Source organism: Pseudomonas sp. AC169 (assembly GCF_979258515.1).
Window position 1 is genome coordinate 121,394 of sequence record NZ_OZ409866.1, and the last position, 16,309, is coordinate 137,702.

14 protein-coding genes are annotated in these 16,309 nt (G+C 59.3%); all 14 read left to right on the forward strand.

Annotation, left to right across the window (positions count from 1 at the left end; all coding sequences use genetic code 11):
- Positions 1-177 precede the first annotated feature (177 nt).
- The 14 genes from ACZZ0G_RS00620 to nuoF all read left to right on the forward strand — a co-directional run bounded on the left by ACZZ0G_RS00620 (position 178) and on the right by nuoF (position 16,275).
- Positions 178-2,403, forward strand: a complete 2,226-nt coding sequence (locus tag ACZZ0G_RS00620) for an NADP-dependent isocitrate dehydrogenase (RefSeq protein ID WP_463554939.1) — start codon at positions 178-180, stop codon at positions 2,401-2,403.
- A 201-nt stretch (positions 2,404-2,604) separates the two neighbouring features.
- Positions 2,605-3,051 (forward strand): NUDIX hydrolase, encoded by a 447-nt coding sequence (locus ACZZ0G_RS00625; protein ID WP_463554940.1) that lies wholly within the window; start codon positions 2,605-2,607, stop codon positions 3,049-3,051.
- A 59-nt stretch (positions 3,052-3,110) separates the two neighbouring features.
- Positions 3,111-4,235 carry a tRNA 2-thiouridine(34) synthase MnmA gene (gene mnmA, locus ACZZ0G_RS00630; protein WP_122606188.1) on the forward strand — a complete coding sequence of 375 codons (1,125 nt, stop codon included), beginning with the start codon at positions 3,111-3,113 and terminating at the stop codon, positions 4,233-4,235.
- Positions 4,232-4,855 carry a high frequency lysogenization protein HflD gene (hflD, locus tag ACZZ0G_RS00635; protein ID WP_122606186.1) on the forward strand — a complete coding sequence of 208 codons (624 nt, stop codon included), beginning with the start codon at positions 4,232-4,234 and terminating at the stop codon, positions 4,853-4,855. The genes mnmA and hflD overlap by 4 nt, the downstream gene beginning before the upstream one ends.
- A 127-nt stretch (positions 4,856-4,982) precedes the next feature.
- A complete protein-coding gene (gene purB, locus ACZZ0G_RS00640; protein ID WP_003223822.1) occupies positions 4,983-6,353 on the forward strand; it encodes an adenylosuccinate lyase in 1,371 nt (456 codons plus the stop codon).
- 86 nt (positions 6,354-6,439) lie between these two features.
- Entirely contained in the window at positions 6,440-7,609 is a 1,170-nt protein-coding gene (locus ACZZ0G_RS00645; RefSeq protein ID WP_463554941.1) for a ribosomal protein uL16 3-hydroxylase, read from the forward strand.
- Complete coding sequence (locus ACZZ0G_RS00650; protein WP_463395649.1) at positions 7,602-8,027, forward strand: GNAT family N-acetyltransferase; 426 nt, start codon at positions 7,602-7,604, stop codon at positions 8,025-8,027. The genes ACZZ0G_RS00645 and ACZZ0G_RS00650 overlap by 8 nt, the downstream gene beginning before the upstream one ends.
- Before the next feature lie 233 nt (positions 8,028-8,260).
- Positions 8,261-9,022 carry a secretin N-terminal domain-containing protein gene (locus ACZZ0G_RS00655; RefSeq protein WP_463554942.1) on the forward strand — a complete coding sequence of 254 codons (762 nt, stop codon included), beginning with the start codon at positions 8,261-8,263 and terminating at the stop codon, positions 9,020-9,022.
- Between the two features lie 474 nt (positions 9,023-9,496).
- A complete protein-coding gene (gene aceA, locus ACZZ0G_RS00660) occupies positions 9,497-10,822 on the forward strand; it encodes an isocitrate lyase (RefSeq protein ID WP_007920195.1) in 1,326 nt (441 codons plus the stop codon).
- Between the two features lie 643 nt (positions 10,823-11,465).
- Positions 11,466-11,879 carry an NADH-quinone oxidoreductase subunit A gene (locus tag ACZZ0G_RS00665; protein ID WP_003223812.1) on the forward strand — a complete coding sequence of 138 codons (414 nt, stop codon included), beginning with the start codon at positions 11,466-11,468 and terminating at the stop codon, positions 11,877-11,879.
- 10 nt (positions 11,880-11,889) lie between these two features.
- Entirely contained in the window at positions 11,890-12,564 is a 675-nt protein-coding gene (locus tag ACZZ0G_RS00670) for a NuoB/complex I 20 kDa subunit family protein (protein ID WP_003223809.1), read from the forward strand.
- A gap of 74 nt (positions 12,565-12,638) precedes the next feature.
- A complete protein-coding gene (nuoC, locus tag ACZZ0G_RS00675; RefSeq protein WP_007920189.1) occupies positions 12,639-14,423 on the forward strand; it encodes an NADH-quinone oxidoreductase subunit C/D in 1,785 nt (594 codons plus the stop codon).
- Positions 14,424-14,425: 2 nt separating this feature from the next.
- Positions 14,426-14,923, forward strand: coding sequence for an NADH-quinone oxidoreductase subunit NuoE (gene nuoE / locus ACZZ0G_RS00680; RefSeq protein WP_007920186.1), 498 nt, complete (start codon positions 14,426-14,428; stop codon positions 14,921-14,923).
- A complete protein-coding gene (gene nuoF, locus ACZZ0G_RS00685; RefSeq protein ID WP_463554943.1) occupies positions 14,920-16,275 on the forward strand; it encodes an NADH-quinone oxidoreductase subunit NuoF in 1,356 nt (451 codons plus the stop codon). Before nuoE ends, nuoF begins: the two co-directional genes overlap by 4 nt.
- Positions 16,276-16,309 lie beyond the last annotated feature (34 nt).

Here is a 16,309-nt window from a genome sequence, read left to right on the forward strand (position 1 = left end):
CGCCTTATAGCCGGACTGTTACCGCAGCCCGACTGCTTGACGCTCTACTGATGCACCCAACATCACCGCGAAGAATCTCGACATTCGGTTCATGGATGACTTTGAACGAACGCGCTTACCCGGCGCCCCTCGAGTTTCTGCGCACGCTTTAGCAAAGAAGAGAGAGTTAATCCGAATATGCCCACCCGCTCGAAGATCATCTATACCTTCACCGACGAAGCTCCTGCCCTCGCCACCTATTCCCTGCTGCCGATCATCGAGGCTTACACCGCCTCGGCCGATATCGCCGTGGAAACCCGCGATATCTCTCTTGCAGCGCGCATTCTGGCCAGCTTCCCCGAGCAACTGGGCGACAAAGCCGTAGCCGACCACCTCGCCGAACTGGGCGACCTGGCCGTTACGCCTGAAGCCAACATCATCAAGCTGCCGAACATCAGCGCTTCGGTGCCACAGCTGCAAGCCGCGATCAAAGAGCTGCAAGCTCAGGGTTACAACCTGCCGGACTACCCGGAAACCGTAACCAGCGACGCCGACAAAGACGCCAAGGCGCGTTACGACAAGGTCAAGGGCAGCGCCGTGAACCCGGTTCTGCGTGAAGGCAACTCTGACCGTCGCGCTCCGCTGTCGGTGAAGAACTACGCACGCAAGCACCCGCACAAAATGGGCGCCTGGGCCAAAGACTCCAAGTCCCACGTCGCTCACATGAGCACCGGCGATTTCTACGGCAGCGAAAAAGCTGCCCTGATCGACGCCGCTGACGCTGTGAAGATCGAGCTGATCGCCAAAGACGACACCGCGACCGTCCTGAAAGAAAAAACCACCGTTCAGGCCGGCGAGATCCTCGACTGCGCCGTGATGAGCAAAAACGCTCTGCGCGCGTTCATCGCTGCTGAAATCGAAAGCGCCAAGGCTCAAGGCGTGCTGCTCTCGGTTCACCTGAAAGCGACCATGATGAAGGTCTCCGACCCGATCATGTTCGGCCAGATCGTTGCCGAGTTCTATAAAGACGCACTGACCAAGCACGCTGACGTGCTGGCCGAGATCGGCTTCAACCTGAACAACGGCATCGGCGATCTGTACGCTCGCATCAAGGCCCTGCCGGCCGAGCAACAGGCTCAGATCGAAGCAGACATGGCTGCGGTCTACGCTGCTCGTCCATCGCTGGCGATGGTCAACTCCGATAAAGGCATCACCAACCTGCACGTGCCGAGCGACGTTATCGTCGACGCCTCGATGCCAGCGATGATCCGTGACTCCGGCAAAATGTGGGGCACCGACGGTCAACTGCACGACACCAAGGCGGTTATCCCGGATCGTTGCTACGCAACCATCTACCAGGCGGTTATCGAAGACTGCAAAGCCAATGGCGCTTTCGACCCGACCACCATGGGCAGCGTGCCAAACGTTGGTCTGATGGCGAAGAAAGCCGAAGAGTACGGCTCGCACGACAAGACTTTCCAGATCAAGGCTGACGGCGTGGTTCGCGTCACCGACAGCAAGGGCAACCTGCTGATGGAACAGGCTGTTGAAGCCGGCGACATCTTCCGCATGTGCCAGACCAAAGATGCGCCGATCCAGGACTGGGTCAAACTGGCCGTCAACCGTGCTCGCGCAAGCAGCACCCCAGCGATCTTCTGGCTGGACCCGATGCGCGCTCACGACGGCGTAGTGATCGAGAAAGTTCAGGCTTACCTGAAGGATCACGACACGGCCGGTCTGGACATCCAGATCATGGCGCCGGTCGACGCGATGAAGTTCACCCTGCAGCGCACCCGCGAAGGCAAGGACACCATTTCGGTGACCGGCAACGTCCTGCGCGACTACCTGACCGACCTGTTCCCGATCATGGAACTGGGCACCAGCGCCAAGATGCTGTCGATCGTGCCGCTGATGAACGGCGGTGGCCTGTTCGAAACCGGCGCTGGCGGTTCGGCGCCGAAGCACGTGCAGCAACTGGTTGAAGAGAACTTCCTGCGCTGGGATTCGCTGGGCGAGTTTCTCGCACTGGCGGCGTCCCTTGAGCATCTGGGCGTGAACTACAACAATCCGAAAGCACTGGTGCTGTCGAAGACTCTGGATCAGGCCACTGGCCAGTTCCTCGACAACAACAAGTCGCCATCGCGCAAAGTCGGCAACATCGACAACCGCGGCAGCCACTTCTACCTGGCGATGTACTGGGCTCAGGCCCTGGCTGCCCAGATTGAAGACGCTGCACTGCAAGCGCAGTTCGCGACGCTGGCCAAGACTCTGACCGAGAACGAAGCAACCATCGTTGCCGAGCTCAACGCCGTTCAGGGCAAGCCAGTCGACATCGGCGGTTACTACCACGCCAATGCCGAGCTGATCAGCAAGGCCATGCGCCCAAGCGCAACCCTCAACGCGGCGATTGCTGCGCTGGTTTAAGGTTGTAAAGGGAACATCACAAACCCCGGCCTTGTGCCGGGGTTTGTGTTTCTGCTGACAACACACAATCCAATGTGGGAGCGAGCTTGCTCGCGAATGCGGTTTATCATTCAGCATTTTCATTGACTGACCCGCCGCCTTCGCGAGCAAGCTCGCTCCCACAGGGGATTTGGGGTCAACCAACAGATTGAGGAAGGTTTTATGGAATGGCTCCCCCACATCACCGTCGCCACCATCGTCGAGGACAACGGTCGTTTCCTGATGGTCGAGGAACACAAGGCCGGGCGTAACGTACTCAACCAGCCCGCCGGCCATCTCGACCCGAACGAAACCCTGATCGATGCCGCCGTGCGCGAAACCCTCGAAGAAACCGGCTGGGACGTCGAACCCACCGGCGTCATCGGCATTTACCTGTACACCGCGCCGAGCAACGGCGTGACCTACCAGCGCGTGTGCTTCAGCGCCAAAGCCGTCAAACACCACGCGGATTACCAGCTCGATGACGGCATCGTCGGCGCCAAGTGGCTGACCCGCGACGAATTAATCGCCCAACGCGACAACTGGCGCAGCGAGCTGATCATCCGTTGCATCGACGATTATCTGGCCGGTCATCACTTCAGCCTCGAACTGATCCGCCCTTCTCTTTAGCCTTGAGGCCGCGAGCCTGCTAGAATCGCGTCCTTTTTCAAGACACTCATTGAATCCCTATGCGTGATCCAGCCCCTTCTGACACATCCAAGAAGCGCGTCATTGTCGGCATGTCCGGCGGCGTGGACTCTTCCGTTTCCGCTCTCCTGCTGATCGAGCAGGGTTATGAAGTGGAAGGCCTGTTCATGAAGAACTGGGAAGAAGACGACGGAACGGAATACTGCACCGCCATGGACGACTTGGCGGATGCCCAGGCTGTCTGCGACAAGATTGGCATCAAGCTGCACACCGCGAACTTCGCTGCCGAGTACTGGGACAACGTGTTCGAGCACTTCCTGGCCGAATACAAGGCCGGACGCACGCCGAACCCGGACATCCTCTGTAACCGCGAAATCAAGTTCAAGGCGTTCCTCGACTACGCCATGATGCTCGGCGCCGACCTGATCGCCACTGGTCACTACGTGCGCCGCCGCGACATCGATGGCCGCACCGAACTGCTCAAAGGCCTCGATCCAAACAAGGATCAGAGCTACTTCCTGCACGCCGTTGGCGGCGAACAGATCGCCAAGACCCTGTTCCCGGTCGGCGAACTGGAAAAGCCGGAAGTGCGCGCAATTGCCGAGAAATACGAGCTGGCGACCGCCAAGAAGAAGGATTCCACCGGAATCTGCTTCATCGGCGAGCGTCGTTTCAGCGACTTCCTCAAGCAATACCTGCCAGCGCAACCGGGCGAAATCAAAACCACCGAAGGCGAAGTCATCGGCCGTCACCACGGTTTGATGTACCACACCATCGGTCAGCGCCAGGGCCTTGGCATCGGCGGTTTGAAAGACGCCGGCGATGAGCCGTGGTACGTGCTGCGCAAGGATCTCGACAGCAACGAGCTGATCGTCGGCCAGGGCAACAACCATCCGTGGCTGTTCTCCGGCGCCCTGCTCGCTTCGGAAATCTATTGGGTCAACCCGATCGACCTGAGCCAGCCGCTGCGCCTGACCGCCAAAGTGCGTTATCGCCAGAGCGACCAGGCCTGCACACTGGAAAAAACCGCCAGCGGCTACCGCGCCGTGTTCGACGAACCGCAACGCGCGGTGACGCCGGGCCAGTCCGTGGTGTTCTATGACGGTGAAATCTGCCTCGGTGGCGGCGTGATCGAAGTCGCCGAGCCGTGGAGCGGCCAGGCATGAGCCCGACTCAGGAGCAACTGACGGCACTCGGCGGCGTGTTTCTCGCTGCCGTGCTGGTCGACCGGATCGCCAAGACCGGCCAGACCAGCGAAGCCGGCCTGAGCTGCATGCTTGGCAGCCTGCTGGTGCGCGATCCGAAGGACACGCTGGACGTGTACGGCGGCGACGACATCAATCTGCGCGAAGGCTACCGTGCACTGATCGGCGCCCTCGAGCGCGACCCGAGCACGCTGCAACGCGAGCCACTGCGCTACGCCCTGTCGATGCTCGGTCTTGAGCGGCAACTGGCCAAGCGTGACGACATGCTCGACATCATCGGCAAACGCTTGCCGCAGATTCAGTCGCAGGTCGAGCATTTCGGCCCGGCCCACGAAAACGTGGTGGCGGCTTGCGGCGCGCTGTATCAGGACACCCTGAGCACGCTGCGCCAACGCATTCAGGTGCACGGCGACATGCGCAACCTGCAGCAACCGAGCAATGCCTCGAAGATTCGCGCCCTGTTGCTCGCCGGCATTCGTTCGGCGCGTCTGTGGCGGCAGCTCGGCGGCCATCGCTGGCAGTTGGTGATCAGCCGGCGCAAGCTGCTCAAAGAGCTGTATCCGTTGATGCGCAGCGAGTAAATCGCCCTGCAATAAAAGCTTTGTAGTCTGTAACGCGTAATACGCCGGTCAGTTGGCAACGGACCGGCGGATTTTTTCATGTATGATACGCGCCCCATTTCGTTGCCCGACTGTCCGAGAACACCCCATGCAGCTTTCTTCGCTCACTGCGGTTTCCCCTGTTGACGGCCGCTACGCCGGCAAAACCCAGGCCCTGCGCCCGATTTTCAGCGAGTACGGTTTGATCCGTGCCCGCGTTCTGGTTGAAGTGCGCTGGCTCCAGCGCCTGGCCGCCCACGCTGGTATCCCAGAAGTGCCAGCCTTCTCCGCCGAGGCCAACGCCGTTCTCAATGAACTGGCTGAAAACTTCTCGCTGGAGCACGCCGAGCGCGTCAAAGAGATCGAGCGCACCACCAACCATGACGTCAAAGCGATCGAATACCTGCTCAAAGAGCAGGCGGCCAAGCTGCCGGAGCTGGCCAAGGTCAGCGAGTTCATCCACTTTGCCTGCACCAGCGAAGACATCAACAACCTGTCCCACGCCCTGATGCTGCGCGAAGGCCGTGACGACGTGATGCTGCCGCTGATGCGCCAGACCGCCAACGCCATCCGCGAACTGGCCATCCGTTTCGCTGACGTGCCGATGCTGTCGCGCACCCACGGTCAGCCGGCTTCGCCGACCACTCTGGGTAAAGAGCTGGCGAACGTGGTTTACCGTCTCGAGCGTCAAATTGCTCAGGTCGCTGCCGTGCCACTGCTGGGCAAGATCAACGGCGCTGTCGGCAACTACAACGCGCACCTGTCGGCCTACCCGCAGATCGACTGGGAAGCCAACGCTCGCGCCTTCATCGAAGACGAGCTGGGCCTGGGCTTCAACCCGTACACCACGCAGATCGAACCGCACGACTACATCGCCGAGCTGTTTGACGCGATCGCGCGTTTCAACACCATCCTGATCGACTTCGACCGTGACATCTGGGGCTACATCTCCCTGGGTTATTTCAAGCAGCGCACCATCGCTGGCGAAATCGGCTCGTCGACCATGCCGCACAAGGTCAACCCGATCGACTTCGAAAACTCCGAAGGCAACTTGGGCATCGCCAACGCACTGTTCCAGCACCTGGCGAGCAAACTGCCGATCTCCCGCTGGCAGCGCGACCTGACCGACTCCACCGTACTGCGTAACCTCGGTGTCGGCTTCGCCCACAGCGTGATCGCTTACGAAGCCAGCCTCAAAGGCATCAGCAAACTGGAGCTCAACGAGCAGAAGATTGCCGCTGACCTCGACGCTTGCTGGGAAGTGTTGGCCGAGCCGATCCAGACCGTGATGCGCCGCTACAACATCGAAAACCCGTACGAGAAGCTGAAAGAACTGACCCGCGGCAAGGGCATCAGCCCGGAAGCGTTGCAGACTTTCATCGATGGCCTGGACATGCCTGCCGAAGCGAAAGCCGAGCTCAAGCAACTGACCCCGGCCAACTACATCGGCAACGCCGTAGCGCAAGCCAAACGCATCTGATCGACCGCTTGATCCGTTTGAGACGCCCGGCCGCGCCGGGCGTTTTTATTCCCGTCTGAAAAGTGCTTTTTTTCAATAGGTTACATATGAATTCCGATATTCCTCTTCAACTTCTGGGCGGCATCACAGCACGCGAGTTCCTGCGCGACTACTGGCAGAAAAAGCCACTGCTGATCCGTCAGGCAATTCCTGACTTCGAAAGCCCGATCGACGCCGACGAACTGGCCGGCCTGGCCCTGGAAGAAGAAGTCGAATCGCGCCTGGTGATCGAGCACGGCGAGCGCCCTTGGGAACTGCGCCGCGGCCCGTTCGCTGAAGATGAATTCAGCAAATTGCCGGAAAAAGAGTGGACCCTGCTGGTGCAAGCGGTCGACCAATTCGTCCCGGAAGTCAGCGAGTTGCTGGAAAACTTCCGCTTCCTGCCGAGCTGGCGCGTCGACGATGTGATGATCAGCTTCGCAGCCCCGGGTGGCAGCGTCGGCCCGCACTTCGACAACTACGACGTATTCCTGCTGCAAGGTCACGGCAAGCGCAACTGGAAAATCGGCCAGATGTGCGATTCCGAGAGCCCGCTGCTGCAACACGCGGATCTGCGCATCCTCGCTGAATTCCACGAGACCGAAGAGTGGACGCTGGAACCGGGCGACATGCTCTACCTGCCGCCGCGCCTGGCCCATTGCGGTGTCGCTGTCGACAACTGCATGACCTACTCGGTCGGCTTCCGTGCGCCAAGCGCATCCGAAGTGCTGACCCACTTCACCGACTTCCTCAGCCAGTTCCTGACTGACGAAGAGCGCTACACCGATGCCGACGCACAGCCAGCAGCCGATCCACACCAGATTCAACACGATGCACTGGATCGCCTGAAAGCGCTGCTCGCCGAGCACATGAGCGACGAGCGCCTGCTGCTGACCTGGTTCGGCCAATACATGACCGAGCCGCGCTACCCGGAACTGGTAGCCGGCCCGGAAGAAATCGAAGAAGAAGACTTCCTCGCCGCCCTGCAGGATGGCGCCATTCTGATCCGCAACCCGAGCGCGCGTCTGGCCTGGTCGGAAGTCGATGACGACCTGCTGCTGTTCGCCAGCGGTCAGAGCCGTTACCTGCCGGGCAAACTGCGCGAATTGCTGAAACTGATCTGCGCCGCCGATGCCCTGCACACCGACAACCTCGGTGAGTGGCTGAACGACGAAGACGCTTGCGGCTTGCTGTGCCAACTGGTCAAGCAAGGGAGCCTGGGGTTCGCCGATGAATAAGATTCGCGTTCGTGTCGCAGACTGGCAGAAGGACATCGCCGAGATCCGGCGCATTCGTGAAACGGTGTTCATCGCCGAGCAATCGGTGCCACCTGAGCTGGAATGGGACGCGGATGACGCGACCGCCGTGCATTTCCTCGCGTTTGAAGGTGACTTTCCGATTGGCACTGCGCGCCTGTTGCCTGATGGGCACATTGGCCGGGTTTCGGTGCTGAAAGACTGGCGCGGGATGAAGGTCGGTGACGCGCTGATGCAAGCGGTGATTGCTGAAGCCGAAGAGCGTGGCCTGAAGCAGCAGATGCTCAGTGCTCAGGTTCAGGCCACGGCGTTCTATGAGCGCTTGGGTTTCAGCTTGGTCAGCGAGGAATTCCTCGAAGCCGGGATTCCGCATGTCGACATGGTTCGGCATTCGGATTGAGCGCGGCCTTGATCGTTCCCACGCTCTGTGTGGGAATGCCTCTCGTGACGCTCCGCGTCCCTTGCGGCATGTGACGCAGAGCGTCACTGGCTGCATTCCCACGCAGAGCGTGGGAACGATCACGCCCCGACATCAACCGATGTCGGGGCGTTTTGCTGTCTACGATTCAACTTGCCCCACCCAAGGCCGACAAACTGGCAATATCAAGCCTTTCGAAAGCGGAGATAACGGACATGTCCCTACGCACCCTGCTCACCACCCTGCTGCTCGGCTGCAGTTTTTCGGTGATGGCAGCCACAGAAATCGTGCCTCTCAATTACCGCACCAGCACTGACATGCTGCCGATGGCGCAAGACTTCCTCGGCAAGGACGGTCAGGTCAGCGCCTACGGCAACCAACTGATCATCAAGGCCGAACCGGACAAGATTCAGGAACTCAAAGCGCTCATCACGCAACTCGACACGGCGCCAAAACGCCTGCTGATCACCGTCGACACCAATGAAAACAATGGCCGTGGCGACGAAGGTTATTCGGTCAACGGCGCGAAGCCGAACCAGACCCGCATCATCAGCCGCAGCACCACCAGCCGTGACGGCGGCGTGCAGCAGGTGCAGGCCACCGATGGCATGCCGGCGCTGATTCAGGTCGGCCAGAGCGTGCCGATCACCAATGTTCAAAGTGACTCCTACGGCGGTTACAACAGCCAGACCCAATACCGCAACGTCACTCAGGGTTTCTACGTCACCGCCAGCGTCACTGGCGACATCGTTCACCTGGCGATCAGTACCAACCGTGACCGCATGAGCCAGGAACGTCCCGATGTAGTGAACGTGCAAAGCACCGACACAACTGTCAGCGGACGTCTCGGCGAGTGGATCACCCTCGCCGGCGTCAATCGCCAAACTCAGGCCGACAAACAGGGCCTGACCCGCAGCTACTCGACTCAAGGCCGGGATGACATGACCTTGCGGGTGAAAGTCGACGCCCTGGACTAAAGCACCAAAAACTGACTGATTAGTCGTATTAGACGAAAGATGTAGTGCTTGAAAAAAAGCACTACAAAACGTTTGACGAGGCAAAAAAGCGAAGGCATGATGGCCTCGCTCCCGCTAATCAGAGGCCCTGGCAAGGGCCTTCGAAGCGATGTTCGCACCTACCCCGCGAACCGCTTCGTGTCTGTACCGCCCACAAGGTGTGTTTGACGAGGTTGCCGACTGGAACGAAGTTGTCCCGAGGGACGGAAGCGTAATTAGGTAACCCGGCTCCACACTGTAGACCGTATAGAGGCCCACGACGCCCGCATGCGCCCACAGTCCGCCACTACCTGCTCACTTCCCCTCGAGCCCATCGTTCATCCCGTCGCCTACCCCGCCGAATCCGACTTGACCACCTAAGCTTCTGGTCAGCGAGCGCAGGAATTTTCCACCGCAGAACAACTTTTCATAAAAGACGCGACGAGGTTTATCTCCATGGCACTGACACGCGAACAGCAAATTGCAGCCCTCGAAAAAGACTGGGCTGAAAACCCGCGCTGGAAAGGCGTGACACGCACTTACTCCGCTGCTGACGTCGTCCGTCTGCGTGGCTCGGTTCAACCTGAGCACACCTTTGCAAAAATGGGCGCCGACAAGCTGTGGAACCTGGTCACCCAGGGTGCCAAGCCGTCCTTCCGTCCTGAGAAAGATTTCGTCAACTGCATGGGCGCCCTGACCGGCGGCCAGGCTGTTCAACAGGTTAAAGCCGGTATCCAGGCAATCTACCTGTCGGGCTGGCAAGTGGCTGCGGACAACAACTCCGCAGAATCCATGTACCCGGACCAGTCGCTGTACCCGGTGGACTCGGTTCCAACCGTGGTCAAGCGCATCAACAACTCGTTCCGTCGTGCTGACCAGATCCAGTGGAAAGCCGGCAAGAACCCGGGCGACGATGGCTACATCGACTACTTCGCACCGATTGTGGCTGACGCTGAAGCCGGTTTCGGCGGCGTACTGAACGCTTACGAGTTGATGAAGAGCATGATCGAAGCAGGCGCCGCCGGCGTTCACTTCGAAGACCAACTGGCTTCCGTGAAAAAATGCGGTCACATGGGCGGTAAAGTACTGGTTCCAACTCAGGAAGCCGTACAGAAGCTGACCGCTGCGCGTCTGGCTGCTGACGTTGCCGGTACCCCGACCATCATTCTGGCCCGTACCGACGCGAACGCCGCTGACCTGCTGACCTCCGATTGCGACCCGTACGACCAGCCGTTCGTGACTGGCGAGCGCACTCAGGAAGGTTTCTACAAGGTACGTGCCGGCCTGGATCAAGCCATCGCTCGTGGCTTGGCTTACGCGCCATACGCCGACCTGATCTGGTGCGAAACCGCCAAGCCGGATCTGGACGAGGCTCGTCGTTTCGCCGAAGCGATCAAAAAGGAATACCCGGACCAACTGCTGTCGTACAACTGCTCGCCTTCCTTCAACTGGAAGAAAAACCTGGACGACGCGACCATCGCCAAGTTCCAGCGCGAACTGTCCGCCATGGGTTACAAGCACCAGTTCATCACCCTGGCCGGCATTCACAACATGTGGCACAGCATGTTCAACCTGGCGCACGACTACGCCCGCAACGACATGACTGCCTACGTGAAGCTGCAAGAGCAGGAATTCGCTGACGCTGCCAAGGGTTACACCTTCGTGGCGCACCAGCAGGAAGTGGGCACCGGCTACTTCGACGACATGACCACCGTGATTCAGGGTGGCTCGTCGTCGGTCACCGCGCTGACCGGTTCGACCGAAGAAGAACAGTTCCACTGATTCGGCTTCGCTGAGCAAACGGCCTTTGCGGATCGGATAGAAAGCTAACCGCAGAGCCGCAAAACTGGCGCCCCGACTGGTTCGGGGCGTTTTTTTGCCCGAGATAATCTACCAGACACCACAAAACCACTGTGGGAGCGACCTTGCTCGCGAAGGCGTCCTGCCAGTCACTATCCATGTCGAATGATGAACCGCATTCGCGAGCAAGCTCGCTCCCACAGGAAAGCGTCAACCGCGAGACAAAACATTGATCCAGAGCGCTACATCCGTCAGAAAAATCCGCTAAAACGGGCGCCGTCGCTACTTGCAGTAACGTGCAAGTAAGACAACTTCCCAACTACCATCCCGTTAAACAGTTACAAAACCACTCCAAACGATATCAATTATCATTTAGCTGCAACTATGTTCGTTACATTCCCTACAAAACATTATTTGCATAAACCCGCCTAATGCCCGCAACGCATGGGCTGCAGGGCATTGGAGATGCGCTATGTCCTTATTCCAATAAATAATTTCGCTATAGGAATTTTACTTGCAGGGTGTTTAGCCATAAAATCAGCGCGATTGATTGCTGCGACATATCGTCACTGCCTATTTCTTTATCAAGCTCAGAGACCTTTGCTCTCTGTTAAGGATTACCAGCATGCCCGAAGCGACAGGACTCATGGCCCACAACTGGGGCTTTGCCATTTTCCTTCTGGGTGTCGTCGGCCTGTGTGCCTTCATGCTTGGCGTCTCCAGCCTCCTTGGGTCAAAAGCCTGGGGTCGCAGCAAAAACGAACCGTTCGAGTCCGGCATGCTACCTACCGGTGGCGCCCGCTTGCGGCTCTCAGCCAAATTCTATCTGGTCGCGATGCTCTTCGTGATCTTCGATATCGAAGCCCTCTTTCTCTTTGCATGGTCTGTGTCCGTCCGCGAAAGCGGCTGGACCGGATTCGTCGAAGCTCTCGTTTTCATAGCAATTCTGTTGGCAGGTCTTGTCTACCTGTTCCGAGTGGGCGCCCTTGACTGGGCTCCGGAAGCTCGTCGCAAGCGGCAGGCGAAGCTGAAACAATGAGGCTTTGGCAATGCAATACAATCTCACCAGGATCGACCCCGATGCTCCTAACGAGCAATATCCGATTGGCGAACGGGAAACCGTTTCCGATCCGTTAGAAGATCAAGTCCACAAAAACATTTTCATGGGCAAGCTGGAAGACGTGCTGAGTGGCGCGGTCAACTGGGGACGTAAAAACTCCCTGTGGCCGTACAACTTCGGCCTGTCGTGCTGCTACGTGGAAATGACCACCGCCTTCACGGCGCCCCACGACATCGCGCGCTTTGGCGCCGAAGTTATCCGGGCATCACCGCGTCAGGCCGACTTCATGGTTATCGCCGGAACCTGCTTCATCAAGATGGCGCCGATCATTCAGCGTCTCTACGAGCAAATGCTCGAACCGAAATGGGTTATCTCCATGGGTTCGTGCGCCAACTCTGGCGGCATGTACGACATCTACTCCGTGGTTCAAGGGGTGGACAAGTTCCTGCCCGTGGACGTCTACGTACCTGGCTGCCCGCCCCGTCCAGAAGCGTTCTTGCAAGGCTTGATGCTGTTGCAGGAATCGATTGGACAGGAGCGTCGTCCGCTTTCCTGGGTCGTTGGTGATCAAGGCGTTTATCGCGCCGACATGCCTTCGCAGAAGGAACAGCGCCGCGAACAGCGAATCGCAGTCACCAACCTGCGCAGCCCTGACGAAGTCTGATCCAGAATCTGTTCTGAAAAAGAAACGAGAAGCTGGCTTCATTCTTTACGTTGACCGAAAGCGAAAAAATAACCATGACTACAGGCAGCGCTCTGTACATCCCGCCTTATAAGGCAGACGACCAGGATGTGGTCGTTGAATTGAACAACCGTTTTGGCGCCGAAGCGTTCACCGCTCAGTCGACCCGTACCGGCATGCCGGTACTGTGGGTCGCGCGCGCCAGGCTCGTTGAAGTCCTGACTTTCCTGCGCAACCTGCCCAAGCCGTACGTCATGCTCTATGACCTGCACGGCGTGGACGAGCGTCTGCGCACCAAGCGTCAAGGGCTGCCGAGTGACGCTGAGTTCACCGTGTTCTATCACCTCATGTCGCTGGAGCGTAATAGTGACGTGATGATCAAGGTCGCCTTGTCCGAGAGCGACCTCAGCTTGCCGACCGTCACCAGCATCTGGCCGAACGCCAACTGGTACGAGCGTGAAGTCTGGGACATGTTCGGTATCGACTTCAAAGGTCACCCGCACCTGTCGCGCATCATGATGCCGCCGACCTGGGAAGGTCACCCGCTGCGCAAGGACTTCCCGGCGCGTGCCACCGAATTCGATCCGTACAGCCTCAACCTCGCCAAGCAACAGCTTGAGGAAGAAGCCGCGCGCTTCCGTCCTGAAGACTGGGGCATGAAGCGCTCCGGCCCGAACGAGGACTACATGTTCCTCAACCTCGGCCCGAACCACCCTTCGGCGCACGGTGCGTTCCGCATCATTCTGCAACTGGACGGTGAAGAGATCGTCGACTGCGTGCCGGACATCGGTTACCACCACCGTGGTGCCGAGAAGATGGCCGAGCGTCAGTCGTGGCACAGTTTCATCCCGTACACCGACCGTATCGACTACCTCGGCGGCGTGATGAACAACCTGCCGTACGTGCTCTCGGTCGAGAAGCTGGCCGGCATCAAGGTGCCTGAGAAGGTCGACGTCATCCGCATCATGATGGCCGAGTTCTTCCGGATCACCAGCCACCTGCTGTTCCTGGGTACTTACATCCAGGACGTCGGCGCCATGACTCCGGTGTTCTTCACCTTCACCGACCGCCAGAAGGCGTACACGGTGATCGAAGCCATCACCGGTTTCCGTCTGCACCCGGCCTGGTACCGCATCGGTGGTGTTGCCCACGACCTGCCGCGCGGCTGGGAAAAACTGGTGAAAGACTTCGTTGAATGGCTGCCAAAACGCCTCGACGAATACACCAAGGCTGCCCTGCAGAACAGCATCCTCAAGGGTCGTACCATCGGCGTTGCCCAGTACAACACCAAAGAAGCCCTGGAATGGGGTGTCACCGGTGCTGGCCTGCGTTCGACCGGTTGCGATTTCGACCTGCGTAAAGCGCGTCCGTACTCCGGCTACGAGAACTTCGAGTTCGAAGTACCGCTGGCCGCCAATGGCGATGCCTACGACCGCTGCATGGTTCGCGTTGAAGAGATGCGCCAGAGCATCAAGATCATCGACCAGTGCATGCGCAACATGCCGGAAGGCCCGTACAAGGCGGATCACCCGCTGACCACGCCGCCGCCGAAAGAGCGCACGCTGCAGCACATCGAAACCTTGATCACGCACTTCCTGCAAGTTTCGTGGGGCCCGGTGATGCCGGCCAACGAATCCTTCCAGATGATCGAAGCGACCAAGGGCATCAACAGTTATTACCTGACGAGCGACGGCGGCACCATGAGCTACCGTACCCGGATCCGCACTCCAAGCTTCCCGCATCTGCAACAGATCCCTTCGGTGATCAAAGGCAGCATGGTCGCGGACATGATTGCGTACCTGGGTAGTATCGATTTCGTTATGGCCGACGTGGACCGCTAAGCATGAACAGCACGCTTATCCAGACAGACCGTTTCACCCTCAGTGAAACCGAGCGCTCGGCCATCGAGCACGAGCTGCATCACTACGAAGACCCGCGCGCGGCGTCGATCGAAGCCTTGAAGATCGTTCAGAAAGAACGCGGCTGGGTGCCGGATGGCGCCTTGTACGCGATCGGCGAGATCCTCGGCATCCCGGCCAGCGACGTTGAAGGTGTGGCGACGTTCTATAGCCAGATTTTCCGTCAGCCGGTCGGCCGTCACATCATTCGCGTCTGCGACAGCATGGTCTGCTACATCGGTGGCCACGAGTCGGTGGTCAGCGAAATCCAGAACAATCTGGGCATCGGCCTGGGTCAGACCACCACCGACGGTCGGTTCACCCTGCTGCCGGTCTGCTGCCTCGGCAACTGCGACAAGGCACCGGCGCTGATGATCGACGACGACACCTTTGGTGATGTGCAGCCTGCTGGCGTCGCCAAACTGCTCGAGGGCTACGTATGACCCTGACATCTTTCGGTCCCGCCAACCGCATTCAGCGTTCGGCCGAGACTCACCCGCTGACCTGGCGTCTGCGCGATGACGGCGAAGCCGTGTGGCTCGACGAGTACCAGGCCAAGAACGGTTACGCTGCTGCGCGCAAAGCCTTCGCCGACATGGATCAGGACGCCATCGTCCAGACCGTGAAAGACGCAGGCCTGAAAGGTCGCGGCGGTGCAGGCTTCCCCACTGGCGTGAAGTGGGGCCTGATGCCCAAAGACGAATCCATCAACATCCGCTACCTGCTGTGCAACGCGGATGAAATGGAGCCGAACACCTGGAAAGACCGCATGCTGATGGAGCAACTGCCCCATCTGCTGATCGAAGGCATGCTGATCAGTGCTCGCGCGCTGAAAACCTACCGTGGCTACATCTTCCTGCGTGGCGAGTACACCACCGCCGCCAAGCACCTCAACCGTGCCGTGGAAGAAGCCAAGGCTGCTGGCCTGCTGGGCAAGAACATTCTGGGCAGCGGCTTCGATTTCGAGCTGTTCGTCCACACCGGCGCCGGGCGTTACATCTGCGGTGAAGAAACCGCACTGATCAACTCCCTCGAAGGCCGCCGCGCCAACCCGCGCTCCAAGCCGCCCTTCCCTGCCGCCGTCGGCGTGTGGGGCAAGCCGACCTGCGTGAACAACGTTGAAACTCTGTGCAACGTGCCGGCGATCATTGCCGACGGCGTTGACTGGTACAAATCGTTGGCGCGTGAAGGCAGCGAAGACATGGGCACCAAGCTCATGGGCTTCTCCGGCAAAGTCAAAAACCCTGGCCTGTGGGAATTGCCATTCGGCGTCACCGGTCGCGAGTTGTTCGAAGACTACGCCGGCGGCATGCGCGACGGCTTCAAGCTCAAGGCCTGGCAGCCAGGTGGCGCCGGTACCGGTTTCCTTCTGCCTAAGCACCTCGACGCACAAATGTACGCCGGCGGCATCGCCAAAGTGGGCACCCGTATGGGTACCGGCCTGGCCATGGCGGTGGATGACAGCGTCAACATGGTCTCATTGCTGCGCAACATGGAGCAGTTCTTCGCTCGCGAGTCGTGCGGTTTCTGCACCCCGTGCCGCGATGGTTTGCCATGGAGCGTCAAGCTCTTGATGGCCATCGAACAAGGCCGCGGTCAGCCAGGCGACATCGAGACCCTGCTGGGTCTGGTCAACTTCCTCGGCCCGGGCAAGACCTTCTGTGCTCACGCACCGGGTGCCGTGGAACCGTTGGGCAGTGCCATCAAATACTTCCGTCCAGAGTTCGAAGCCGGTATCGCGCCAGTCAGCGCCGCCGTCCCGCCTCTGGCAAGGCCGATCGTGATCGGCGCGTAAACGCTTAAAAAGGCGAAGGGTCCGTGCCCTTCGC

Bases quoted from the DNA above. Each gene is read 5' to 3' on its own strand.
- ACZZ0G_RS00665 (WP_003223812.1), top strand. From the start codon at position 11,466: ATGCCCGAAGCGACAGGACTCATGGCCCACAACTGGGGCTTTGCCATT.
- nuoE (WP_007920186.1), top strand. From the start codon at position 14,426: ATGAACAGCACGCTTATCCAGACAGACCGTTTCACCCTCAGTGAAACC.
- ACZZ0G_RS00620 (WP_463554939.1), top strand. From the start codon at position 178: ATGCCCACCCGCTCGAAGATCATCTATACCTTCACCGACGAAGCTCCT.
- ACZZ0G_RS00625 (WP_463554940.1), top strand. From the start codon at position 2,605: ATGGAATGGCTCCCCCACATCACCGTCGCCACCATCGTCGAGGACAAC.
- purB (WP_003223822.1), top strand. From the start codon at position 4,983: ATGCAGCTTTCTTCGCTCACTGCGGTTTCCCCTGTTGACGGCCGCTAC.
- ACZZ0G_RS00645 (WP_463554941.1), top strand. From the start codon at position 6,440: ATGAATTCCGATATTCCTCTTCAACTTCTGGGCGGCATCACAGCACGC.
- nuoC (WP_007920189.1), top strand. From the start codon at position 12,639: ATGACTACAGGCAGCGCTCTGTACATCCCGCCTTATAAGGCAGACGAC.
- ACZZ0G_RS00670 (WP_003223809.1), top strand. From the start codon at position 11,890: ATGCAATACAATCTCACCAGGATCGACCCCGATGCTCCTAACGAGCAA.
- ACZZ0G_RS00655 (WP_463554942.1), top strand. From the start codon at position 8,261: ATGTCCCTACGCACCCTGCTCACCACCCTGCTGCTCGGCTGCAGTTTT.
- hflD (WP_122606186.1), top strand. From the start codon at position 4,232: ATGAGCCCGACTCAGGAGCAACTGACGGCACTCGGCGGCGTGTTTCTC.
- nuoF (WP_463554943.1), top strand. From the start codon at position 14,920: ATGACCCTGACATCTTTCGGTCCCGCCAACCGCATTCAGCGTTCGGCC.
- aceA (WP_007920195.1), top strand. From the start codon at position 9,497: ATGGCACTGACACGCGAACAGCAAATTGCAGCCCTCGAAAAAGACTGG.
- ACZZ0G_RS00650 (WP_463395649.1), top strand. From the start codon at position 7,602: ATGAATAAGATTCGCGTTCGTGTCGCAGACTGGCAGAAGGACATCGCC.
- mnmA (WP_122606188.1), top strand. From the start codon at position 3,111: ATGCGTGATCCAGCCCCTTCTGACACATCCAAGAAGCGCGTCATTGTC.